The following is a 22,395-nucleotide window of genomic DNA, read 5'->3' as shown; positions in this document are numbered from 1 at the left end:
CGGGCCCAGTCATTCCTGCACCCGCTGGTCTGGCGGAGCAGTCTGATCACGGCGCGGCACTCGCCGTACCCGGAACACGTGGCGCTGAGCTGATGCCCGCCCGCCTACCGTACTTCCCAATACACCCAGGGTCGCGACAAGGGATGGGTGCACGCTGGCATCTGCAGTCTCAGCGCCGGCGAGGTAGGTCGAGAGCTTGTGCGCCGGGCCGAGCCCCTTTTCGCTGGCAGGAACCTCGTCGGCGGGCTCTGCCAGCGTTACGGTAACCCTGTTGCGCTCGTCGGGGTTGGCTGTGCCGTCCACCTGATGGACCCAGTCATCCGCATGTTCAAGGTGCAGGTATGTGCCGTCACCACTGGCTTCCCGTCCGGTGGGTGAGCCGGCGGTAAGAACCAGCTCCATCGAGTAGTCCTCGGCCACCTGCGGATGCCGGGCAATGTTGGCGGCATGCATTCCCCCCTGGCTGTACCCGACCATCATGACCCGATCCCCGTGGGAGGCGCCCGACTCCGCGAGCGCCCGATGGACAGCATCGGCGACGAACGTGCTGTCGTAGTGGACCGCCTCGACGATGCCGGTCGGATCGAACGGGTTGTCAGTGGCGGCAGCCGTTGTTCCCTGGGTGCCCGGGAGTACCACCACGAAGACCGGACCGTCGGGGCGTTGCATCTTGAGCACCTCGAAGACACCGGGGCCCTCTGCGTCCAGCGAACCGATCCGCTGCAGCATACCGGCTGCGGTCCCGTCCACGGTGGCGGTTGTGCCTGCAGGGACCCGGTCCAGACTAAGCGGCACGGGTTCCGCGAAATGGCCGGCATTGGCGGTCCCGATGAGCCTGCGCAGGTCATGTTCGATCAATCCTGCCCCCGCATGCGCGGCAGCGGCCGCCACCTGAGCCATCGCCTCGGCTGCCTCGTAGGCCAATCTGCAGTAGTCGATCCGGTGGGCAGAGTCCCGTAATTCGGCGTCGCAGCGGGAAAGCGCGGAGCGCGCCCCGTCGAGGGCGTCCACGGCGGCATGCCCGGCGCCATCGGCCGCCGCCTCGAATGACTTGAGGAGCATCTGCAGCCGCCATTGCAATTCGCCACACTGGTGCAGGATCTCGCGCAGTTCATCCGCCAGGGCCCCGAGAAGGTCCGCCCCGTGGCCAAGTTCGCTCCACTGGAAGCGGATGCTTCCCACCCCACCGCGCACCGCAATACCTCCGGGGCCGTGACCCGGGGGAAAGGGGATAGGGGTCAGATCAGGGGTCGCGGTCATGGGCTGTGTTACTCAAGAAACTGGCGGTACTCGTGAGTGCGGAGGGTCACGGCGAACGCGGCGACCCTCGCTGCGGACTCCCGGAGCTGCTCGCTGGCCAGCCGCACGCCGCCCACCTGCCCCGTCAGGTAGGCGCTGAAGTTCCGGCCAGCTGGCGACTCCCAGTCGAGGGTGGTCACCGTGGCCATGCGTGACGCCACCTCATCGACAGCCTCTGCATATAACAGCACCTGTGAGCTGATCGAGGCGGCGGCCGAGCTGTCCACAGCCCAGGGTTCGCACGACCAGTCCGCCGGGTAACTCACCGGTCCGTCCTCCCTCTCCCCTGATGCCCCATCGCTTCCTTCGCACGGTAGTGCCCGGTGGGCGCGACCGGCACCAGCAGAGTGCCCATTGTGGGCAGGGACAGTGCCGCCTGCGGTTGGGGAGGAGTTGTCACACGGGAGACCGATTCCCACGGATCATGGAATGATCGATGGTATGGCTGATACCGCACCCCCAAGGGTGAACCTCGCGTCGACATCCACCCCGTCGGGCCTTCCCCTGGCACTCGGCCCACTGGACGGCCGGTACAGCGGTGCAGTCGCCCCGCTGGTCGACTACCTCTCGGAAGCCGCCCTCAACCGGGACCGCGTCCATGTGGAGGTGGAGTGGCTGATTCACCTGAGCCGTCACGCCGTGCTGCCAGGGACAACTGCGCTGAGCGAGGACCAGGAAACGGCTCTGCGCACCATCGTCACCGCATTTGACGGCGGGTCGGTGGCGGAACTGGCGGAGCTTGAACGCGTCACCGTCCACGACGTCAAGGCGGTCGAATACTTCATTGGACGCCGGCTCTCCGAGATCGGCATCGCCCAGCTGAAACCGCTGGTGCACTTCGGGTGCACCTCGGAGGACATCAACAACCTGTCCTACGCGGTGGGCGTGAAGGGCGCCGTCGAGAAGGTCTGGCTTCCAGCCGCCCGCTCACTGACCCAACAGATCTCGGACATGGCCCGTGAGTCCGCGGCCGTACCGATGCTGTCACGGACCCACGGACAGCCGGCCACCCCCACCACGCTCGGCAAGGAACTCGCCGTCGTCGCCCACCGGCTGGACCGGCAGCTCCGGCGCATTGAACGCACCGAGTATTTGGGAAAGATTAACGGTGCGACCGGCACCTTCGCCGCCCACTACGCCTCGGTCCCGGATGCCGACTGGCAGAAAGTGTCCCGGGACTTCGTGGAAGGGCTGGGACTGACGTGGAACCCGCTGACGACCCAGATCGAATCGCACGACTGGCAGGCCGAGTTGTACGCCGATATGGCACGGTTCAACCGGATTCTGCATAATTTCTGCACCGATGTTTGGAGCTACATTTCGATAGGGTATTTCGCCCAGGTTCCTGTGGAGGGAGCTACCGGCTCCTCGACCATGCCCCACAAGGTGAATCCGATCCGTTTCGAGAACGCCGAGGCGAACCTGGAGATCTCCTGCTCGCTCCTGGACGTGCTGGGTGCAACCCTCGTAACCTCGCGGTGGCAGCGTGACCTCACCGATTCGTCGTCGCAGCGCAATATCGGGGTGGCGTTTGGCCACTCACTGTTGGCCCTGTCGAACGTGGCGAAGGGCCTGGAACGGCTCGACGTCGCCGGAGCGGTGCTCGCAGCTGACCTCGACTCGAACTGGGAGGTGCTGGGCGAGGCAGTCCAAATGGTGATGCGGGCGGAGGGGCTGGCCGGTGTGCCGGGGATGGACGATCCCTATGAGCGGCTGAAGGAACTGACCCGCGGGCAACGGGTGGATGCGGCTCGGATGCGCGAGTTCGTTGCTGGCCTGGGGCTCTCCCCGGCTGCTGAGGCACGGCTGATGGCGCTCACACCGTCCACCTATACCGGAATTGCGGAGCGGCTCGTCGACCATCTTGGCTAGCGCGAACGCCACGATCGCCTCACGGACGCGGACGACGACGGCGCGAAGCTCCCGGTTGCGGGGCGTGCGTCACCCGGAATGCATGTGTGGCTGGAGGAAGTGTTGAGCGGCGTACTGGCAGGTTTCGCGATCGTCGGTGCCGTGATCATGGCCGGCTATATCGCTGCCCGCCTGCGGATCGGCGGTCCGGAGACGGTCAAGGCACTCACCCAGACGGCCTTCTTCATCACCAACCCGGCGCTTCTCTTCACCATCCTGGCTCGGGCTGACCTCACCGCCGTCGTGTCCGCGTACCTGCCGATCGCCCTGATTACCGCTGTCTTCGCCGCGCTCCTGTACGTAGTTGTCAGTCGGATCTGGTTCCGCCGTCCTGCCGCGGAGACCGTGATCGGTGCCATGGGCGGGTCGATCGTCAACGCCAACAACATTGGCATTCCCATCGCCGTCTACGCACTCGGCAACGCCACGGCGGTGGCCCCTGTCCTGCTGGTGCAGTTGCTTATCCTCACCCCGCTGTACCTGACCATCCTCGATCTCTCCTCGGGGCGGAAACCATCGGTGGCCAACATCCTCACCCAGCCGTTCCGCAACCCGATGATCATCGCATCGTTCCTCGGCCTGGCCGTGGGCTGGGCCCAGCTCGACGTACCGCAGCTGATCTGGGAACCGTTGGAACTGCTCGGTGGTGCGGCAGTACCCCTGGTGCTGCTGGCGTTTGGCATGTCGTTGCGCGGTAGCCGGCCGTTGCGGGCCAGCGAGGGCCGCACCGAGGTCATCGTGGCCACGGTGATCAAGGTTTTCATCATGCCCGCGTCGGCCTACCTGCTCAGCAAGTTCGCCTTCCGGCTGGATGACGAACTGGTGTTCGGTGCGGTAGTAATGGCGGCACTGCCGGCAGCCCAGAACGTGTTCCTGTTCGCCGGCCGCTACAACCGGGGGCTTACGGTCGCCCGGGACGTGATCCTGATTTCCTCGATGTTGTCGGTACCGGCCCTGATCGTCATCGCCTGGCTCCTCACCTAGGGGGCCGATCAGCCCAGCGCCGTGACAGTTTTTGCGCGACTGTCCCACCGCCGCATCGCCACCAGCTGCCCCTCCAACATCGTCGTGGACAGGACCGCGAGCGCGTCGGCGAGGCGCTCCGGCGGCACAGCGTTGGCGAGGGTGATGTGCGGGACCCATGCGTCCGGCAGTGTGGTGCCTGCGGGAGCATCGATCTGGCCGACGTCGTGCACGCGGCGGTGCAGCGCCAACAGGTCAGCGCCACACACCACCTGGCGGGCCAGGACGTATCCTCTCCGGCCAGCGTTGAAAAGCAGGATCCCGGAGCACCCGAAGATCAGCGGTAACCCCGACCCCTGACCCACCCGGTCATCCCGGTCGGCGGTGATGGCCGGGGCTGCCACCAGGGTGATATGCGGCCGGTTATGCGGGGAGGTGTGGGACGCCCGGCTGGGCAGGCCAGCCGCGAGAAGGGCGTCCCAGTCATGACGGACGAGCTGCTCCGAGACGTCGTCAAGGAGCAGCTCGATGCTATCCACCGGGCCTGCTCAGCGCGGGCGGCGGCGGAAGTCCCCGACGCCTTCCGAACCGTCCCCCTCGGAGCGTCCGGTCCGTGGATCAAACTGCGGCCGCTGATACGCCAGCTCGCCACCGCTTCGGCCGCCGAACGGCCGACCATGATCGGCGTACTCCTCGCGGAAGTATGCGAGGCACCAGGGCCCGAGTTGAATCCGCGCGCCGGTCCGGAGCACCGACGGCCCGGCAGGGTTGATCCCGCCGCTGACGGGTCCGTGCGGAATCAGCACGTACTCGTCGTCGTCGTTGTGGACCACCTCGGCGTGCAGTTCCTCCAGCCCGGGCAGAAGCAGGTCGACGTCGTCGGCGCTGCCGATCCTGGTGGTAGCGGGCAGGAGATTGAACTCGCGGGGCACTTGGCCGTTCCAGCTCGCGGAGTCCTGAACAAAGATCAGCCGGGCCCGCCCACTCCCGGGGGTGTGGTGGGTGGTGGTGACCTTCCGACGGATCATCCGGTTGACGGTGGGCACCAGCGGAAACGGTGTCGACGGCGGCACCAGGCCCGATGACGCCGACGACGAGGAGCTGCGGATGCTTTTCGCCAGCGGCGCGAGGGCACCGACGGATCCCAGCCGAATGTGCGGGGAGCGGGTCAGGAGCCGCTGCACCCGTGACACGTCGACCGCACCCAGGCTCACCAGGTTTCCCTTCGGACCCGTGACCGACACCGCGACACCCCTGCTAGCGAGGGACTTCGCGAGTTCCCGGACAGCTTCGAGGGTGGGCGCGGTGGTCCCACCAAACGCCTCGGGCTTGTCGAGGTAGACCTCCACCGTTGAACCGTTGGCTGTCACGGTTCCCGAGACGGTGGTTGAGTCCTGGTCAGCAGTTGTTGGATCGGTCACCGAGAACTGGAGATCAATCTCCAGCCGGATTTTCGCTCCCATGACTCAGCTGCGGTGGGTATCGGAACCCGCTGCGTCATTGTCACTGGTGGTGACCCGCAGGGTTCCGTTCAACTTCCAGGTGGCGCGGGGCGCGTCCGGACCGATGTCCCGGGGCACTTCGACGGTCATATCGATGAAGCTGTAGTTCACCGCTGCGCCCTTGCCGGTGAGGTAGCTCCACATTTCCTCGGCGAGATCCGCCCAGTCCCGGATGTTGTGGTTTCCCTGAACTTCTGGGGAGGTGTTTTCAGTCATGAGTGATTCCTTTAATGAATTCTGCACATTGACAGACGCCCTCTACCCGTCTGACGCTAACCATTCCACCTTAGTACGCAGTTGATCCGGCGACCAGCGGATCGGACTACTTTCGTGAGGTCTCATTTGCGCAAGGACTACTTCGCTGGGCCGGACGCTACTGTGCCTGTGCCTTGCGTTGCTCGCTTCTTTTCTTGAGGAAGATGGCGCCGAGGATCCACCCGCCGAGGGCGGTGACAATCCATACGATCAGGGTTCCAAGCACCCAGGCTGAGACTCCCCGAATCTGGAGGCCGCCGTCGAAGAACGAGGCAATGAACAGGGCGATCAGCGTGGTGACGAGCCCGATCCCTCCCAGGATGGGCGATGCGTATTGCCGCGCCATGTTGAACACGAATGGCCCCAGGATGCCCTGCGCGACTGCGAACACCAGGACGGCGACGATGAAGCCCGCTGGCTGCAGGATCACCCCGGGGACAAGCCAGCTGGCGATGAGCAGACCGATCGCCGCAGTCACCAGATTGATGAGGGTATGGAAGAGAAACCGGATCATGAGGACCTCACTCGCTGGGACTTGCTTGCCGCTTGATGCGCCAATCGTTCCACCTCCGTCGCGGTCAAGGCTCACCCGTAGCGGGTGGTCTCAGGCGCTTGGGCACCCAGTGACTACTCCCAGATCGGATCGTGGGTGTCGATCCGTTCGATGACGGACTGGATTGCTGCCAGCTGCTCGGAACTGCGGCCATGACCCGGTAATACTTGCGCCCACCCATCGACTGCAACATCGCCAAAATTGTGGCCGTGGCTGGGAGGAACCGCTTCGCTGACCAGCATGTCGGTCACCAGGTGCAGGAAGGTCACCCCCGGAATCCACCGCATCGAATCGCTCACGTCAACACCGCGACCTCCCGTCGCGGCAGGTCCGGCCAGCCACTCGGGCCGCTGAATCATCACCGCCGGATCAAGCCAGGTAATGGGGTCGGTGGCGTGCTGCAGGTATCCGAGCCGAGGTTGCCGCCATTCTCCACCGAGCTGCCCGAAGTCCCCCGGCTTGGACTGCCAGCGCACATCCCTGCCCTGTTGGTAGGTGGGCTGCCAGACGGGGCTGCCCGCATCGCGGTTTTCCTGCAGGGTGCGCCACGGTTGTGAGTTTGCTGGTGGGCCGGTGAACAGGGCGGCGTCGGTGCGGAAGAGCAGATCAGCCAGACCCGCGAAGCTGCCCTGCATTCCCTGCGCCCCCAGGCTGAGTCCATACACCGCGAGGCGGGGCCTGGTGTCCTCAGGGAGTCCCTCCCAGCGCTCATACACAGCGTCGAAGAGGGCACGGCTGGAATCGGCGGCCAGTTCCGGATCGAACAGGAAGGACACCCAGCTGGGTTGAAAGGAGTACTGCATCGACGCTGTTGCCGTATCACCGCCGAACAGATACTCCAGTGAGGCGATGGCCTGCGGTTCGAGCCACCCGGACCCGGTGGGCGTCGCCACCAGCAAAACCTCGCGGTCGAACCCCCCTGCACGCTCCAGTTCCTCGACAACCAGGTCGGCTCGTTCCACCACATTCGCACCCTGCGAAAGTCCAGCGTAGACGCGAACAGGCTCGACGGCGGCGGTCCCCGTCACCGCCCCGATATTCGCTGCGCTGGGTCCGCCACCGGCAAATGCACGCCCCTGGCGGCCCAAACCATCCCACTCGAGCGCCGACTGGGGCGACCCCGATCTGGTAGCCACTGTCGGCTGTCCACTACCGGCGAGGGTCTGCGCATCGCGCCCCTCGTAGATCTGGCCGACGGCGACCAGTCCTGCACCCACCAGGATAGCCACCAGGACCACCGTCACTGCGAGTCCCGCACCCCGCCCTACCCAGCGGGCGGCCCGCGGCGACGCCCCGCGACGGGCCACCACCCGTGACACCAGAGCGCGGACCCCGGAAATCCCACGGAAAATCCCGAAGCACAGGGCGCCCGTAGCCAGCATGCTCAGGAAGGCGGTCAGGTACCCGGGCCCATCAATCGGCTCCATCTCCACCAGCGCACGGACCTCGTTCTGCCATGACATCACCAGCGCCCCGTACCCGACCGCATAGGCGACCACACCGGCGCCCACCATGAGCCCCAGCCGCACCGCGGATCGCGGCGGTACGGTCGCCCTGGGCTGGCGACGGGGCGCGACGGGCCCGAATCTCCGGGCCGCAACGCGGCCCAGGCTACGGAGGGCGAACCCCAGCTGGAAGCCGACCATGAGCCACAGTCCCGCAAGGAATCCCTGGAACACGGTGGGCCGGGGCACCAGCGACGGGGTCAACGCCAGGGATGCCAGGGCCAGGGCACACAGCAGGTTGATCCAGTTGTCCCGGAGGTAGACGGCACCGCCCTGTAGAAGCCTCACGCCCCTGATTATGCCGCTAGGTGAGGGTCAGTGGGTGAAAGGTCGCGAGCCTGGCTGCTGTAACAACCGATGGGGATGCATTCCGTTGCCTCACAACCACCGCCCTGCTTCCGTCCGCAGGCGGGACTTCTTCTCGTCGTCGAACTTGTCGTAGAGGCTCACCATCATCGACGAACGGGGGTTGCGGCTGAACACTTCGCGGTGGTCGCTGACGAACTGCCAGTACAGCGCGTCCCAGCTGTCCTGCCAGGGGCCGGCCGGGAAGTTGCTCATTTTCTTCAGGTAGTTGCTGCCGCTCACGTAGGGCTTGGTGGTGATCATGCTCCCGGCCGCGTACTGGCTCATCGCATAGACGTTGGGGACCATCACCCAGTCGTAGGCGTCAATGAACATGGCCATGAACCATTCGTAGACGGCGTCAGGGTCGATCCGGAGCAGTGCCATCGCGTTGCCCAGCACCATCAACCGTTCAATGTGGTGCGCGTAGCAGGTGTCCGCGACGCGCCGGATGACGACGTCGACCGGCTCCAGCCCGGTCTCCCCGGTCCACCAGCCGTCGTCGAGGGTGCGATCGAACCCGAGAGTGTTGCTGGTGCGCATTTCTCGGCCCCGCAGCAGATAGGCGGCCCTCATGTACTCGCGCCAGCCGATGACCTGCCGGACGAACCCCTCGACGCTGGCGATCGGCGTGTCATGCCGACCAGCATGATCCAGGGCCACATCCATCACCTCCAGCGGGCTGAGCAGCCCGAGGTTCAGGCTGGAGCTCAGCGCTGAATGGAACAGGAAGGAATCGGGGGCGGAAATGGCGTCCTCGTAGGGGCCGAAGTTGGAGAACCGGTCGTTCAGGAACGCCTCGAGCGCACCAGCGGCCTGCTGGTGGGTGACCGGCCAGTTGAACTTCCCGGCAATGCCCGGATTGTCGGGGAACTCCCTGGCCACCCAGTCGATAGCGTCCCGTACCGCGTCGTCGGGGTCGAACCGGGGCAGGTCCGGCACCGTGATCCCCCGGGGGAGCTTCTTCCGGTTCTCGGTATCGAAGCTCCAGCGCCCACCGACCGGGCCGCCGTCGGGCTCAACCAGGATGCCGAGGCGGAGCCGCTGCCACTCGTAGAAGTTCTGCATCCGCCAGCCGTTGTTCCTGAAATATCCCGTGAGATCGTCCGGACTCAGGAGGAATCCCGGGCTGATCTGGATCTCCGGGGACAGTCCACGCTCGCCAAGAGTCGCGGCGAGCCGCTGGCTCAGCCAGTCGTCGACGACGTCGAAGTAGCTACACCCGGTGGCGTCGACTTCGCCGAGCAGGGTACCCAGGCGGTCCTGACTGGAAGCCTCAGCCGAGGACTCCAGGTAGTCCACGGTGTAGCCGGCGCCCCGCAGCCGCTGCGCAAAAAGGCGCATGCTGGCCCGGTGAAGCACCAGCTTCTGTTGGTGAAAGCGGTAGTGCCGGAAAAAGAGGTCGTCCTCCACCATGATGAAACGGTCCGACGTGGGCGCCTCGAGGTGCTCCTCGAAGAGCTGGTGTGGGAAGACCAATTGGACGTGCACTGCGGCTCCTTCTCCTGCACCCTTGGTGCATCTGCTCCGCTGCAATGCTTGCACACCGGCAACGCCATGCGGGCTGTTGCTAGGGTGTTGAGTATGACTCGATTCGCTGTTCATGTTGCCTGCGCTGATGCCCAGAGCATTGACACCTTCCAGCTGGACACCGGGGCAGGGGCCCTGACGTCCGGCCCGTCCCTGGCGTTGGAGTCAAAGGTTCAGTGCCTCGCGATGCACCCCGAGGGCAGCGTCCTGTATGCCGCGCTGGCCACCAGCCCACCGACGGTGCGATCCCTGACCATCGGCGGACAGGACGGCGCCCTCACCCCTGGCCCGGACGCGGACCTGCCGGCGGGCATGGCGTACCTCAGTGTCAGCCCGGCGGGCAACGCACTGCTCGGCGCCTCCTACAACGACCACCTGGTCAGTGTGATGAACCTCGACGCCGACGGCGGCATCCTTCCCGACACCACATCCACCGAGGCGCCGGGTGAACATGCCCACGCTGTTGTCATCAGCCCCGACGGCCGGTTTGCCTACGCCACCGCCCTGGGTGACGACCTGATCGTGTGGTGGACCCTGGATCCGGTTACCTCTGCACTGACCAACCGTGGCCAGATTGCCACCCCGACCGGCAGTGGACCGCGGCACCTCCGCTTCTCGCCTGCTGGGGACACCCTGTATGCGCTCCACGAGATGTCGGGGGAAATCGCAGCCTATGCCCGGGACGCCGGGAACGGGGCCCTGATCGAACAGCAGCGGATTTCCTCGGTGTCCCCCGAGCTGAACCTTGTGCCGGGTCGGGTCCGGGACGGGTCCGGGCCCGAACCCGCCGCCAACGCCATCTGGTGCGCTGAACTGCAGGTCTCGCCCGACGGTCGCTTCCTGTACAGCACCGAACGTTCCAGCAGCACGATCGCCGTCGTCGCAGTTGGTGCCGATGGGACACTGGCCCTTGTCGACACCGTTCCGACCCAGGCGCAACCCCGCGGGATGAACATCGATCCGACGGGTGGGTTCCTTCTGGCGTGCGGAGAGGCTTCGGGTGGACTGACTCTCTACGCGATCGACCCGGAGAACGGCGGGCTGCGCGAACGCGAGAGCCTGGACTGCTCGGCGGGGCCGCGGTGGATCGAGTTTTCGCCGCTGACCTAGGTTCTACCGGTCCGGAGAAGTGGCGGAGCAGCAGCCTAGTGGTGGCGCCACCACTGGTATGCGGCCCCGCCACTTTCCTGTGGCGTTCTAGCGACGATAAAGACGTACCCCTGCCAGGCCCTATTCTCCGTGGGGTGCTCCTTTCCAGTGGTAAACCGCCGCATTTTCCGCAGTCCAGCCCCGGATCAGGGTGCCAGACGTCAGGGTCGGCCGGTGAGCACTCCGGCGAGGCTGTCCAGAGCGCCGGGAACCAGCGAATAGTAGGCCCAGACGCCGCGCTTCTCCCGGGTCAGGACACCCGCGTCAACCAGGATCTTCAGGTGGTGCGAGACGGTCGATTGCCCGAGATTCAGTGGTTCGGTGATGTCGCAGACGCAGGCCTCGGAGTTCTCGCTGGAGGAGATAATCGACACCATCCGCAGCCGCTTGGGGTCAGCGATGGCCTTGAACTGTACAGCCAACGACGACGCCGTCTCCTCCGACATCGCCGGCTCGCCCGTAGGAGTGCAGCAGGCGGTCAGGGTGTCGGGGTGTCCAGTCACTGCGGTAGTCATCCATCCATTATGCACCGACATTGACATTCGTCGATGTGTTGAGAAATACTTCAGGCATCGACGACCATCGATTTATTGCTGGTCATCCCACGAAGTTCATCGGAGCCCCTTGAGTACCCAAACCCTTCCTGCTGCCGAACCGGCCGGCAGATTGTCCACACTCGATCGGCTACTCCCGGTCTGGATCATCGCCGCCATGGTGCTGGGCATCGCCCTCGGTCAGTTCGTTCCCGGCATGGCCGGTGCCCTTGATTCACTGGCCATCGGCTCGGTGTCCCTGCCCATCGCCGTCGGCCTGCTGGTGATGATGTACCCGGTACTGGCCAAAGTCCGCTACGACCAGACCGGCGCGGTGATCAAGGACCGGAAGCTCATGATCACCTCGCTGGTGATCAACTGGGTCGCCGCGCCGGCGTTCATGTTCATCCTGGCGTGGGTCTTTGTCCCTGACCTGCCCGAGTACCGCACCGGCCTGATCATCGTGGGCCTGGCCCGCTGCATCGCCATGGTGATGATCTGGAACGATCTTGCCTGCGGCGATCGTGAGGCGGCAGCGGTGCTCGTCGCCATCAACTCGGTTTTCCAGGTCTTCGCCTTCGGCGCGCTGGGCTGGTTCTACCTGCAGGGGCTCCCCAGCCTGCTGGGACTGCCAACCAGCAGTGCTGACTTCTCCTTCTGGGCCATCACCCTCAGCGTCCTCATCTTCCTGGGGATACCACTGCTGGCCGGCTTCCTGACCCGGACCATCGGCGAGCGCACCAGGGGGCGTGACTGGTACGAAGAACGGTTCCTTCCCAGGCTTGGGCCCTGGGCCCTCTACGGACTGCTTTTCACCATCGTGATCCTCTTTGCCCTCCAGGGCGATGAGATCCTCGCCCGCCCGCTCGACGTCGCCCGCATCGCCCTGCCTCTCCTGATCTACTTCCTGGTGGTCTTCGCCGCGGGCATGGTGATCGGCAAGCTGCTGAACCTCGGGTACGCCAAAACCACCACCCTGGCGTTCACGGCAGCCGGAAACAACTTCGAATTGGCCATCGCGGTCGCCATCGGCACCTACGGGGTGACGAGCGGCCAGGCGCTGGCCGGCGTCGTCGGGCCCTTGATTGAGGTTCCGGTCCTTGTTGCACTGGTCTATGTAGCCCTGTGGGCTCGGAAGCGCTTCTTCGCCACCGAACCCCTGACACCCGCAAAGGAAAGCTCACATGTCTGATTCTCTGACCAAACCCTCGGTCCTCTTTGTCTGCGTCCACAACGCTGGCCGTTCACAGATGGCCGCCGCCTTCCTGACCACCCTGTCCGAGGGACGGATCGAGGTGCGCTCCGCTGGATCACAGCCGGCCGACTCCATCAACCCGTCGGCGGTGGAGGCCATGCACGAAGTCGGCATCGACATGTCCGCCGAGATCCCCAAGGTTCTGACCGACGACGCCGTGAAGGACTCCGACGTCGTGATCACCATGGGCTGCGGCGATGAGTGCCCCTATTTTCCGGGCAAACGTTACGAGGACTGGGTGCTCGAGGACCCGGCGGGCAAGGGCGTCGACTCCGTGCGCCCGATCCGCGACACCATCAAAGGCCGTGTGGAGGCCCTGATCGCAGAGCTGCTCCCCGCATGAGCGCTCTCCCAGTCATCATCATCGGTGCGGGTCCAATCGGCCTCGCCGCCGCGGCCCACACCCTTGAGCGCGGGTTGCAGCCGCTGATCTTCGAGGCCGGCCCGACGGCGGGAGCCGCCATCAGCGACTGGGGCCATATCCGCCTGTTCTCCCCCTGGCAGTTCAACGTTGACGCCGCCGCACGCCGCCTGCTGGAGCCCACGGGCTGGACTTCACCGCGGGGCACAGCGCTCCCCTACGGCTCCGAACTGGTCGCCGACTATGTGGGGCCGCTCGCCGCCGTGCCGGCGATCGCCGAGACACTGCACCTCAACACCCGGGTCATCGCCGTGACCCGCCAGGGCATGGACAAGACCCGCACCAAGGGCCGCGACACCCAACCGTTCCTGGTCCGGGTCGAAAGCCCCCACGGCGTCGAGGACCAGCTGGCCCAGGCGGTCATCGATGCCTCCGGGACCTGGCACCAGCCAAACCCCCTCGGCCAGGGTGGACTCCCCGCCCATGGGGAAACCACTGCGCAGCAGTTCATCACCCGACCGCTGCCGGACGTGACCGGTGCGGACCGGGAGAAGTTCGAAGGCAAGCGGGTGATGGTGGTGGGCGCCGGGCACTCGGCCGCGAACACCCTGATTGCGCTGGGCCAGGTAGCCAGGGCTTCCGGCGCCACATCCATTATCTGGGCCGTCCGCGGCACCGGATCCGCGGAACGGCTCTATGGAGGCGGCGACCTCGACGGGCTGCCCGCACGGGGCCAGCTTGGCGCCCGGCTGCGCAAACTGGTCGACGACGGCGTGGTGGAACTCAGGACATCCTTCACCATTACCGGCTTCACGGCGGGCGGGGCGCTCACCGTCCACACCGCCGATGACGCCGTCGAGGTGGACGTCCTGATTCCAGCGACAGGCTTCCGCCCGGACCTGGACATCCTGCGCGAACTCCGCCTGGAACTGGACCCGGCAGTGGAAGCTCCGCGTGCGCTTGGGCCGCTCATCGACCCGGAGTTCCACAGTTGCGGCACCGTACCCGCCCACGGCGCGAAGGAACTCGCCCACCCCGACAAGGATTTCTACCTGGTCGGGATGAAGAGCTACGGCCGGGCTCCCACGTTCCTGCTCGCCACCGGCTATGAGCAGGTGCGGTCGGTGGTGGCGGCGATCGCCGGCGACACGGCCGCCGCCGACGACGTCCAGTTGGACCTCCCGGAAACGGGAGTCTGCAGCACCGATCTGGGCGGCTCCTGCGACGCTCCCGCACCGTCTACCGAAGCCGGGACCGACAGCTGCTGTGGTGCCGACCAACTGGTGACCATTGGCGTCCCGACTGGAACGCTGCACGGTCGATCAAACGACCCCGACTACTGATAGCCCGCCGCACACCACACCGACGATTCGCCCCCAAGAAGCAGCAGCTGTCCACCCGACCCAACCCGATGCCCGGCTTGATCAACGACGATCATGTGCTGCACCGGATCAGCGCCGAACTGGCAGGGAGGTTCGACGGCGTGTTCAGCCCGGAGATGGTGGACCGCTACGTTTTCGAGTCCTACACCGCTCTCGCGCGGACCGCGAAAATCAAAACCTACCTTGCGTCGATCACCAAGCATTTCGCCGAGGATCGCCTGTTCGCCCTGGCGCACGCCCAGGGCATCCGCCCCAGCGGTAAGCCTGAGGTCCTGTTTGTCTGCGTCCAGAATGCCGGACGCTCCCAGATGGCGGCGGGCCTCCTCAGGCATTACGGGGGCGACCGCATCAACGTCCGCTCCGCCGGGTCGATGCCTGGAGAGCACCTCAATGCACACGTCATTGACTCAATGAAGGAACTCGGGATTGAGCTGGGCGCGGAGTTCCCCAAACCCCTGACCGACGACGTGGTCCGCGCCGCCGACGTCGTCATCACCATGGGCTGCGGCGACACCTGCCCCATTTATCCGGGAAAGCGCTACGAGGACTGGCAGGTTGAGGACCCAGCCGACTTGGACCCTGCCGGAGTCCAACGGGTGCGGAACAACCTGGACGATCGGATCCGTCGGCTGGCGGCCGAGCTGTTGGATCAGTAGCGGGGGTCAGGCGCCGCCGCGGTCCGAAGACTGCAACAGATCCACCAGCTCGAGGAGTTGCTCCATTTCATCGGCACCCTGCTGGTTCGCGCCGCTGACGGCAAAGAAGGCAGCCTCATAGTAGAGCCCGTCGCCCATCAGCTTCACCGCGCGGGCGACCGTATGGCTACCCAGCGCCGCTTCGAGGGCCGCCAGCCAGAGGGCCTGGATCTGGGCGAAGTTCTGCTGTGCCTTGGGATGGCCCTGCTGCGCCAGCCGGGCCATCGCCACCAGCGCCCGGTCCAGGGCGCTGTCCTCATACACCGAGGTTCGAACGTAGTAGCGGGCCGCACCGTCGGGGTCAGCAGTCATCAGCCCCCGGTCCCGCGCTGATAGCGAGAGCAGCCGTTCCCCCAGCGCATCCACCAGCGCCTCCTTCGACGGGAAGTGATACAGCAGGCCGCCCTTGGAGACATCGGCTGCGGCCGCCACTGCTTCCATCGTGGCGGCCCGCTCCCCGTCGCGGATAAGGATGTTCTCAAAACTGTCGAGGATGCGCTCTTTGGAACTAGCCATGTGTCCATCGTAACGTTCCATCCGGCTTTACTGTACCGGCTGGACGGTATAGTCTCGATGGATGAGCAACTCGACCCATCTCTCCCAGCCGACTACCGGAGCGGCCGCACTCACACCTCCTGTCGGCCGGGCTGGCCGGCGCGAATGGACAGCCCTGGCTGTCCTCATGCTCCCCGTCCTCCTGGTGGCCGTCGACAACACGGTGCTCGCATTTGCCACCCCGGCCATCTCGCTGGCGTTCAACACCAGCGGGACCACGCTGCTGTGGATCATCGACAGCTATCCGCTGGTCCTGGCCGGCCTGCTGGTGGCCATGGGCAGCTTCGGTGACCGGTTCGGCCGTCGTCGGCTCCTCATTATTGGGGCCATCGGCTTTGCTGTCTTCTCGGTCGCCGCGGCCTACTCGCCCACGGCCGAACTGCTCGTCGCCTCCCGGGTGGGCCTCGGTGTCTTCGGCGCGATGCTGATGCCGTCGACCCTTTCCCTGCTCCGGAACATTTTCACCGACCGCAACCAGCGACGCCTGGCCATTGCCATCTGGGCCTCGGGTTTCTCGGCTGGCGCCGCCATGGGACCACTGGTCGGCGGAGCCCTGCTTGAACACTTCTGGTGGGGGTCGGTGTTCCTGCTGGCCGTTCCGGTGCTGGTGCTGATGTTGGCCCTCACCCCGGCGCTGGTCCCGGAATCCAAGGACCCCAACCCCGGCCGCGTCGATTATGCGAGCATCGTCCTGTCCGTTTCGACAATGCTGCCCATCGTGTTCGCGATCAAGAACTTCGCGAAGGGCGACTCCGTGACGGTGACCGTTGCCGCCGTCATCATCGGGCTCACCGCGGGCACACTGTTTGTCAGGCGGCAACTCGGACGATCCAACCCCATGCTGGATGTGCGGTTGTTCACGGTGCGTGCATTTACCGGTGCGGTGTTGGTGAACCTGCTGGCGATCTTCTCGCTGGTCGGCTTCATCTACTTCGTCTCCCAGCACCTGCAATTGGTCCTCGGACTCAGCCCACTCAGCGCCGGCCTGATTCTGGTACCCGGGCTGGTGATGACGATCATCGCTGGCCTGGCCGTGGTGCCGGTGGTGCGCCTGGTACCACCACGGATCGTGGTGCCCGTTGCCCTCCTGCTCTCGGCGGCCGCCTACGTCTTCGTCGCGGTCACCGGCCAGGGCGGCTCCGCCGCAATCCTGCTGGTCGCCTTCATGCTGCTCGGCGTGGGGGTCGGGGCCTCCGAAACGGTGTCCAACGACCTGATCCTCGCCACCGTGCCCGCCGAAAAGGCCGGTGCGGCGTCAGCGGTCTCCGAAACGGCTTACGAAGTGGGCTCAGTCTTCGGCACGGCGCTGCTGGGCAGCGTGCTGCTCGCCTCGTACCAGCGCAACCTTGTCCTGCCCACGGGACTCAGCCCTGAGCAGGCCACCACGGCGACCGAAACCCTTGGTGGGGCGGTCAACATTGCCGCCGAACTCCCAGCCGACGGCGGTAGCCAACTGCTGGACTCAGCGTTCCACGCCTTCGACAGCGGGGTGGTGCTGACCTCAGGGATTGGTGCCGCGCTGATGGTGTTTGCGTCGGCGCTGGCTCTCTGGAGCCTGCGGCGCGCCTAGGGATCCGGGATGGCTCCTGCGGCGCGCCGCTGCGGTTGGTCGTCTAGCAGTAACCTAGGCCGTCGGGGTAAGGGCACCGGAGCAGGCAGCGCCTGGCTCGCGGGTCTGCTCACCCTGGATGTACCGCTCAAGGAAGACCGCAAGGCGGTCGTCATCGGCGGAATCGACACCGAGCTGCAGACCCCAGGCGCTCATCATGACGGGGGATTCCTGATCGGCATAGGGGCTGAGCAGCACGTATCCGCTGGAGCCCACCAGGTCGGTGAGGGCGTCGATCTCGGCCTGGGGGAGGTCCGGCTGGTAGGTGATCCAGACAGCGCCATGCTCCAACGAGTGGACGGTGTTCTCGTTCGGGATCTCAAACGGGTAGACACCACAGTTGGTCCAGGTCGCGTTGTGGTCGCCACCGACGGGAGGGGATTGCTCATATTCGACCGGCGCATCGATGTGGTTGAAGCTGAGGTCCTCAAACTCCTGCAGGCCCTCAATGGGCTGGCTCGCGAGTTCTTCGATCCGCTGGTTCTCCCGGACCTGTCCAACGATCACAATAGTCACCGCAACGATGATGGCCACGACCACCGCACCGATACCACCGAGGATCAACGTGGTGCGCTTCCGGTCGCTGGCCCGTTGCTTGGACTGGATGGCCGCCAGCCGTGCCTGGCGGTCGGCATTGTCCTGAGCTCGCTTCTTATTCAACGCGTGAATCCTTTTTTCCGTGGGTGGGTCTACAACAAATGTACCGTCGGTGTTACGGCAGCTCGTCCAGCATGTCTTCCATCGCCGTGATCTCGGCGACCTGGGCTTCAGCCATTTTCCCGGCAGCAACCTTGACCCGGGACTCCTCGGCGAGCTCTGCCCCAGCCTGAGCCATCACGGCCCCCGCTTCATGGTGGGTGATCATCAGGGTCAGGAAGATCCGCTCCGCCTCTGCCCCCGACGCGTCGGCCAGTTCCTGCATCTGCGCATCGGTGGCCATGCCGGGCATCAGCCCGTCGTCGCGGAGCATGCTGTCTCCACCATGGTGATCCATCGCTCCCTCCATCCAGGCCATGTTGGGAGCGGAAGAACTCTGGGGGAGCCCCCACTCCTGGAGCCAGGCATACATCTGGCCGATCTGGTGCTGCTGGGTCATCGCGATGTCATAGGCGATAACCCGCACCACCTCGTCATCGGTGCGGTCACGCACCAGCCGCGACATTTCGACCGCCTGCGTGTGATGAATCTGCATATCGCGGGCAAAACCCGCGTCGGCACTGTTCGCGGCGGGATGTTCCACCCCGGTTCCGACCCGGCCTGCCACGAACGCGAGCACAAACAGGGAGAGCACCAGCGCTCCGGCCAGGGCAATGAGCGCGCGTTTCTGCCACGTCTCGAGGTGCAGGGTCATCTACCTTTTTCCTTGCTCATCAATTCCATCTCGTCTCTCTAACGTATTACATGAGGCTCGACGTTCCCTGAGAAGACTGACATACCCCCCATGGGTACTTGATTTATACGGGCGGGGGGTATACTTTGAGATGGCACCGAGGAGGACCAGATGACCGAAACCACCGTAGAACACGGATACACCGCCGACAAGGACGCCTATCTGCGGCGCTTGCGCCGCATCGAAGGCCAGGTCCGCGGCATCGCGCGGATGATCGAGGAGGACAAGTACTGCATTGACGTCCTCACCCAGGTGTCCGCAATCAACAAGGCCCTCCACGCGGTGAGTATCGGCCTGCTGGAGGAGCACATCGCTCATTGCGTGGTGGGCGCCGCCAATGAATCCCAACTCACCGGTAACCCTGAAATTGTCCAGGAAAAAGTACAGGAAGCCTCAGCGGCGATCAGTCGACTGTTGAGGTAACACCCTCCCACACCCGAAGGAGCACCACCATGAGCATCACCACCGTCAACATCTCCGGAATGACCTGCGGCCACTGCGTCGACGCCGTCAGTGAAGAGATCAGCGCGCTCGACGGCGTCGAGAAGGTCACGGTCGACCTGAACAAGGGCGGCATTTCCACTGCCACCGTCACCTCCACCACGGACCTCGACCCAGAGCAGGTTGGCGAGGCGGTAGCCGAGGCCGGCTACCTGGTCGTAGCCAACGACGCCTAGCACCGCACCCCTACCGGAGCCACCCGAAGGACCCCCATGAGCACCGACCAGCTTCCCACCACCCCCACCAGGATTGTCGAGCTCGACATCCAGGGAATGACCTGTGCCTCCTGCGTGGGACGGGTGGAGCGCAAACTCGGGAAACTTGAGGGGGTCCAGGCGAGCGTCAACCTGCCGCTGGAGTCCGCCACCGTCACAGTCCCCGACACCATAACCGATCAGGACATCGTCGACACGGTGCAGGCGACCGGGTACACCGCCCAACTTAAAAAGCGGGTCCACAGCGCTCCGGGGCGGGGGCCGGCTGCCGATCCTGCCCTGGAAGGCACCCACCCCGGAGAGTCCGACCACCTCGCCCACGGTGGAACGGCAGCTCAGTTGCGCCCCCGGCTGATCGTCGCTGCCGTGCTGACCCTGCCCATCGCGATCATCTCGATGGTCTCAGCGGCCCAGTTCCCGCACTGGGGCTGGGTGGTCTTCGCCCTGACCCTGCCGGTGGTCACCTGGTCCGCCTGGTCCTTCCACCGGGCCGCCGCCATCAATGCCCGGCATCTGGCGTCGACGATGGACACCCTGGTGTCGATCGGCGTCACCGCAGCCTTCCTCTTCTCTGCCTGGCAATTGCTGGCCGACCCGTCGATCACCGAGCACGCCGGCATGTCGATGAGCGACCACTCCCTCTACTTCGAGGTTGCAGCCGTGGTGGTCACCTTCCTCCTGTTGGGCCGCTATCTGGAAGCCAACGCCAAACAGCGTGCCGGCGAAGCGCTCAAGGCCCTCTTGAGCCTCGGAGCCAAGGATGCGACAGTCCTTCGGAATCAGGACGGAGGCCGCGTCGAGGTGAGGGTGCCAGCTGATTCCCTGGTCCACGGGGACGAGTTTGTGGTGCGCCCCGGCGAGAAGATCGCTACCGATGGAGTGGTCATCGACGGCTCCAGCTCCGTCGACACCTCCCTGATCACCGGCGAGTCCCTGCCGGTCGAGGTGGACGTTGACGACGTCGTCACGGGTGCCACCATCAACACCTCGGGACGGCTGGTAATCCGCGCTACCCGGGTGGGCAGCGAAACCACTCTGGCGCAGATGGGTCGCCTGGTCAGCCAGGCCCAGAGCGGGAAGGCTCCCATCGCGCGGCTCGCGGACCGGATCAGTGCGGTGTTCGTTCCGATCGTGCTGGCCATTGCCGTCCTGACCTTCATCGCGTGGATGGTGCTGACCGGCGATGTGGAGTCTGCGTTCACGGCGTCCGTCGCCGTCCTCGTGATTGCCTGCCCCTGCGCGCTGGGTCTGGCCACGCCAACGGCGTTGCTCACCGGCTCCGGCCGCGGCGCCCAGATGGGTATTCTCATCCGCGGACCGCAGGTCCTGGAGGACACCCGGACGGTCGACACCATTGTGCTGGACAAGACCGGCACTGTTACCACCGGCAAGCTCGCGGTGACCGACGTCGTCGTCCTGGGCGCCCTCGAACGGGACCGCGTCCTGTCGCTGGCGGCCGCGGTGGAGGCGGCCAGCGAGCACCCCATTGCGCACGCAATTGCTGCCGCAGCTCCCGGGCACCCGGCCGTGACCGATTTCAGGAGCTCAGCCGGCGGCGGAGTGCTCGGCACCGTCGACGACGTCGGCCGTCCGGTCACCGTGGTCGCCGGGCGGTCCGGTTGGCTTCAGGAGAACGCGGTCCCTGTCACCGATGAGCACCTGGCCGCGCTTGAGGACCTGCAGGATGCCGGTTCCACGGCGATCTGGGTGGCTGTGGATGGCCGGGTTGCAGGGTTGATCTCGTTGAAGGACACGGTGAAGGAATCATCGACAGCCGCCATCGCGCGGCTCAAGGAGTTGGGGCTGCGGCCGATCCTCCTGACCGGTGACAACGCGTCGGTGGCCCGCCGGGTGGCGGACCAGGTGGGCATTGCTCCCGACGACGTCCTCGCCGGTGTCCTGCCCGAGGGCAAGGTCGAGGCGATCCGGAAGCTGCAGGCTGAGGGAGCCACCGTGGCCATGGCAGGTGACGGGGTGAACGATGCCGCTGCCCTGGCACAGGCGGATCTGGGCATCGCGATGGGATCCGGCACCGATGTGGCGATCGAGGCAGCTGACCTGACCGTGATGGGCAACAGTCTTGAGCAGGTGGCGCAGGCCATCGAACTCTCCCGGAAGACGCTGGCCACGATCAAGAGCAACCTTTTCTGGGCGTTCTTCTACAATACGATCGGTATTCCGGTGGCAGCCCTCGGCCTCCTGAATCCGATGATCGCGGGTGCGGCGATGGCCGCCAGTTCGGTACTGGTGGTAGCCAACTCGCTGCGGCTGCGCCGCTTCGGCAGGTAGCTGCTCAGTCGAGCCGTGCCAGCAGGTGTTCGGCGATCATGGCCGGACCCTCTCCCACGCCGCGGAACCCGGGGAACGGGTTGACGTCGACGATCACGGGACCAGCCTCCCCCATCAGGAAGTCGACACCAAAGATTTGCAGGGCCAGAGTCCCGGCCAGGACATTCTCACCGCGCCCGTCCGCTCCCTCCACCGTTTTGATCACGCTCAGGGTGGTTGCCGCGGATCGTGCGTCCTGCCAGTGGCGCACCATCACGGTCAGCGGGACGGGGAGCCCGGCCTGACCCAGGAGTGCCATCAGGGCTGGCCGTTTGCGGGTCAGCGCGACGGCGTCGGGCGGGTTGCAGCAGGGGACTCCGGCCTCAGCGAGCTGCGCAACGCTTCGGAGGGCTGACCATTTGAGGCCGCGGTGGACCACCAGGTCAACTCCGGCAACCCAATCGGGTAGCTCCGGCTGGTCATGGGGCAGGTGAACAGCTGTGTCCACCTCCACGGCGTTCAACAGCGCAATGACCTCGGGGAGCAGGGTGCCTGCCCTGGGCGGTTTGCCCAGCAGGAAGGCGACCGATCGCTGACCTGGTCTGTGATCCAGCAACCG

24 protein-coding genes are annotated in these 22,395 nt (G+C 65.5%); 11 read left to right on the top strand and 13 right to left on the bottom strand.

All coding sequences use genetic code 11. The features are described from left to right. Window positions 1–9: 9 nt before the first annotated feature. On the bottom strand, window positions 10–1,260 hold the full coding sequence (locus H4V95_RS00555; protein ID WP_209728148.1) for a hypothetical protein: 1,251 nt from the start codon (window positions 1,258–1,260) through the stop codon (window positions 10–12). Window positions 1,261–1,268: 8 nt separating this feature from the next. Further along, window positions 1,269–1,565 carry a hypothetical protein gene (locus H4V95_RS00550; RefSeq protein WP_196867001.1) on the bottom strand — a complete coding sequence of 99 codons (297 nt, stop codon included), beginning with the start codon at window positions 1,563–1,565 and terminating at the stop codon, window positions 1,269–1,271. Between the two features lie 175 nt (window positions 1,566–1,740). Between H4V95_RS00550 and purB the strand changes: the two genes are divergently transcribed. Both purB and H4V95_RS00540 read left to right on the top strand, forming a co-directional pair. Then, entirely contained in the window at window positions 1,741–3,171 is a 1,431-nt protein-coding gene (gene purB / locus H4V95_RS00545; RefSeq protein ID WP_196867002.1) for an adenylosuccinate lyase, read from the top strand. A gap of 102 nt (window positions 3,172–3,273) precedes the next feature. Then, window positions 3,274–4,194: an AEC family transporter gene (locus tag H4V95_RS00540; RefSeq protein ID WP_196867003.1), complete on the top strand. Its 921-nt coding sequence runs from the start codon at window positions 3,274–3,276 to the stop codon at window positions 4,192–4,194. An 8-nt stretch (window positions 4,195–4,202) separates the two neighbouring features. On the opposite strand, the gene H4V95_RS00535 is transcribed toward H4V95_RS00540, so the two are convergent. The 6 genes from H4V95_RS00535 to H4V95_RS00510 all read right to left on the bottom strand — a co-directional run bounded on the left by H4V95_RS00535 (window position 4,203) and on the right by H4V95_RS00510 (window position 9,824). Beyond that, the gene (locus H4V95_RS00535; protein WP_209728146.1) at window positions 4,203–4,712 is read right to left on the bottom strand and encodes a 2'-5' RNA ligase family protein; all 510 of its coding nucleotides are present in this window, start codon (window positions 4,710–4,712) and stop codon (window positions 4,203–4,205) included. A gap of 9 nt (window positions 4,713–4,721) precedes the next feature. Next, complete coding sequence (locus H4V95_RS00530; RefSeq protein ID WP_196867005.1) at window positions 4,722–5,636, bottom strand: FHA domain-containing protein; 915 nt, start codon at window positions 5,634–5,636, stop codon at window positions 4,722–4,724. Window positions 5,637–5,639: 3 nt separating this feature from the next. Further along, the gene (locus H4V95_RS00525; RefSeq protein WP_196867006.1) at window positions 5,640–5,891 is read right to left on the bottom strand and encodes a hypothetical protein; all 252 of its coding nucleotides are present in this window, start codon (window positions 5,889–5,891) and stop codon (window positions 5,640–5,642) included. Window positions 5,892–6,048: 157 nt separating this feature from the next. Further along, complete coding sequence (locus H4V95_RS00520) at window positions 6,049–6,444, bottom strand: phage holin family protein (protein WP_209728143.1); 396 nt, start codon at window positions 6,442–6,444, stop codon at window positions 6,049–6,051. 113 nt (window positions 6,445–6,557) lie between these two features. Next, window positions 6,558–8,276 carry an alpha/beta-hydrolase family protein gene (locus tag H4V95_RS00515; RefSeq protein WP_209728141.1) on the bottom strand — a complete coding sequence of 573 codons (1,719 nt, stop codon included), beginning with the start codon at window positions 8,274–8,276 and terminating at the stop codon, window positions 6,558–6,560. Window positions 8,277–8,366: 90 nt separating this feature from the next. Further along, entirely contained in the window at window positions 8,367–9,824 is a 1,458-nt protein-coding gene (locus H4V95_RS00510; RefSeq protein WP_209728138.1) for a cryptochrome/photolyase family protein, read from the bottom strand. Window positions 9,825–9,917: 93 nt separating this feature from the next. Here H4V95_RS00510 and H4V95_RS00505 point away from each other — a divergent pair, with 93 nt between their 5' ends. Beyond that, window positions 9,918–10,973 (top strand): beta-propeller fold lactonase family protein, encoded by a 1,056-nt coding sequence (locus H4V95_RS00505; RefSeq protein ID WP_209728136.1) that lies wholly within the window; start codon window positions 9,918–9,920, stop codon window positions 10,971–10,973. Window positions 10,974–11,173: 200 nt separating this feature from the next. Here the strand turns inward: H4V95_RS00505 and H4V95_RS00500 are convergent, their stop codons facing one another. Further along, window positions 11,174–11,527 (bottom strand): metalloregulator ArsR/SmtB family transcription factor, encoded by a 354-nt coding sequence (locus H4V95_RS00500; protein WP_209728135.1) that lies wholly within the window; start codon window positions 11,525–11,527, stop codon window positions 11,174–11,176. Window positions 11,528–11,636: 109 nt separating this feature from the next. Between H4V95_RS00500 and arsB the strand changes: the two genes are divergently transcribed. The 4 genes from arsB to H4V95_RS00480 all read left to right on the top strand — a co-directional run bounded on the left by arsB (window position 11,637) and on the right by H4V95_RS00480 (window position 15,199). Then, window positions 11,637–12,737, top strand: a complete 1,101-nt coding sequence (gene arsB, locus H4V95_RS00495) for an ACR3 family arsenite efflux transporter (protein WP_209728133.1) — start codon at window positions 11,637–11,639, stop codon at window positions 12,735–12,737. Beyond that, window positions 12,730–13,143: an arsenate reductase ArsC gene (locus tag H4V95_RS00490; protein WP_209728131.1), complete on the top strand. Its 414-nt coding sequence runs from the start codon at window positions 12,730–12,732 to the stop codon at window positions 13,141–13,143. Before arsB ends, H4V95_RS00490 begins: the two co-directional genes overlap by 8 nt. Next, window positions 13,140–14,504, top strand: a complete 1,365-nt coding sequence (locus H4V95_RS00485; RefSeq protein ID WP_209728129.1) for an NAD(P)-binding domain-containing protein — start codon at window positions 13,140–13,142, stop codon at window positions 14,502–14,504. The genes H4V95_RS00490 and H4V95_RS00485 overlap by 4 nt, the downstream gene beginning before the upstream one ends. A 68-nt stretch (window positions 14,505–14,572) precedes the next feature. Further along, window positions 14,573–15,199: an arsenate reductase ArsC gene (locus H4V95_RS00480; protein ID WP_209728127.1), complete on the top strand. Its 627-nt coding sequence runs from the start codon at window positions 14,573–14,575 to the stop codon at window positions 15,197–15,199. A gap of 6 nt (window positions 15,200–15,205) precedes the next feature. Here H4V95_RS00480 and H4V95_RS00475 read toward each other — a convergent pair whose 3' ends face one another. Further along, window positions 15,206–15,754, bottom strand: a complete 549-nt coding sequence (locus H4V95_RS00475) for a TetR/AcrR family transcriptional regulator (protein WP_209728125.1) — start codon at window positions 15,752–15,754, stop codon at window positions 15,206–15,208. A gap of 61 nt (window positions 15,755–15,815) precedes the next feature. Between H4V95_RS00475 and H4V95_RS00470 the strand changes: the two genes are divergently transcribed. Beyond that, window positions 15,816–17,363, top strand: a complete 1,548-nt coding sequence (locus H4V95_RS00470) for an MFS transporter (protein ID WP_209728123.1) — start codon at window positions 15,816–15,818, stop codon at window positions 17,361–17,363. A 54-nt stretch (window positions 17,364–17,417) separates the two neighbouring features. On the opposite strand, the gene H4V95_RS00465 is transcribed toward H4V95_RS00470, so the two are convergent. Together H4V95_RS00465 and H4V95_RS00460 are read right to left on the bottom strand one after the other, a co-directional pair. Continuing rightward, on the bottom strand, window positions 17,418–18,062 hold the full coding sequence (locus H4V95_RS00465) for a DUF3105 domain-containing protein (RefSeq protein WP_196867019.1): 645 nt from the start codon (window positions 18,060–18,062) through the stop codon (window positions 17,418–17,420). A 52-nt stretch (window positions 18,063–18,114) separates the two neighbouring features. Beyond that, window positions 18,115–18,753, bottom strand: a complete 639-nt coding sequence (locus tag H4V95_RS00460) for a DUF305 domain-containing protein (RefSeq protein ID WP_209728121.1) — start codon at window positions 18,751–18,753, stop codon at window positions 18,115–18,117. 150 nt (window positions 18,754–18,903) lie between these two features. On the opposite strand from H4V95_RS00460, the gene H4V95_RS00455 reads away from it, so the two are divergent. Genes H4V95_RS00455 through H4V95_RS00445 form a run of 3 tightly spaced genes read left to right on the top strand, consistent with a single transcriptional unit; the run spans window position 18,904 to window position 21,797 of the window. Next, window positions 18,904–19,215, top strand: a complete 312-nt coding sequence (locus H4V95_RS00455; RefSeq protein WP_196867021.1) for a metal-sensitive transcriptional regulator — start codon at window positions 18,904–18,906, stop codon at window positions 19,213–19,215. A gap of 29 nt (window positions 19,216–19,244) precedes the next feature. Continuing rightward, complete coding sequence (locus H4V95_RS00450; protein WP_196867022.1) at window positions 19,245–19,469, top strand: heavy-metal-associated domain-containing protein; 225 nt, start codon at window positions 19,245–19,247, stop codon at window positions 19,467–19,469. A 36-nt stretch (window positions 19,470–19,505) separates the two neighbouring features. Beyond that, window positions 19,506–21,797: a cation-translocating P-type ATPase gene (locus tag H4V95_RS00445; RefSeq protein WP_209728118.1), complete on the top strand. Its 2,292-nt coding sequence runs from the start codon at window positions 19,506–19,508 to the stop codon at window positions 21,795–21,797. A 4-nt stretch (window positions 21,798–21,801) separates the two neighbouring features. Here H4V95_RS00445 and H4V95_RS00440 read toward each other — a convergent pair whose 3' ends face one another. Then, window positions 21,802–22,392: a hypothetical protein gene (locus H4V95_RS00440; protein ID WP_196867024.1), complete on the bottom strand. Its 591-nt coding sequence runs from the start codon at window positions 22,390–22,392 to the stop codon at window positions 21,802–21,804. Between the last annotated feature and the right edge of the window lie 3 nt (window positions 22,393–22,395).

This window comes from Arthrobacter sp. CAN_C5 (assembly GCF_017875735.1).
Taxonomy (GTDB): domain Bacteria; phylum Actinomycetota; class Actinomycetes; order Actinomycetales; family Micrococcaceae; genus Arthrobacter_D.
Note: the sequence above shows the minus strand (reverse complement) of the source record. Positions and strands in the feature narration are given on the sequence as shown.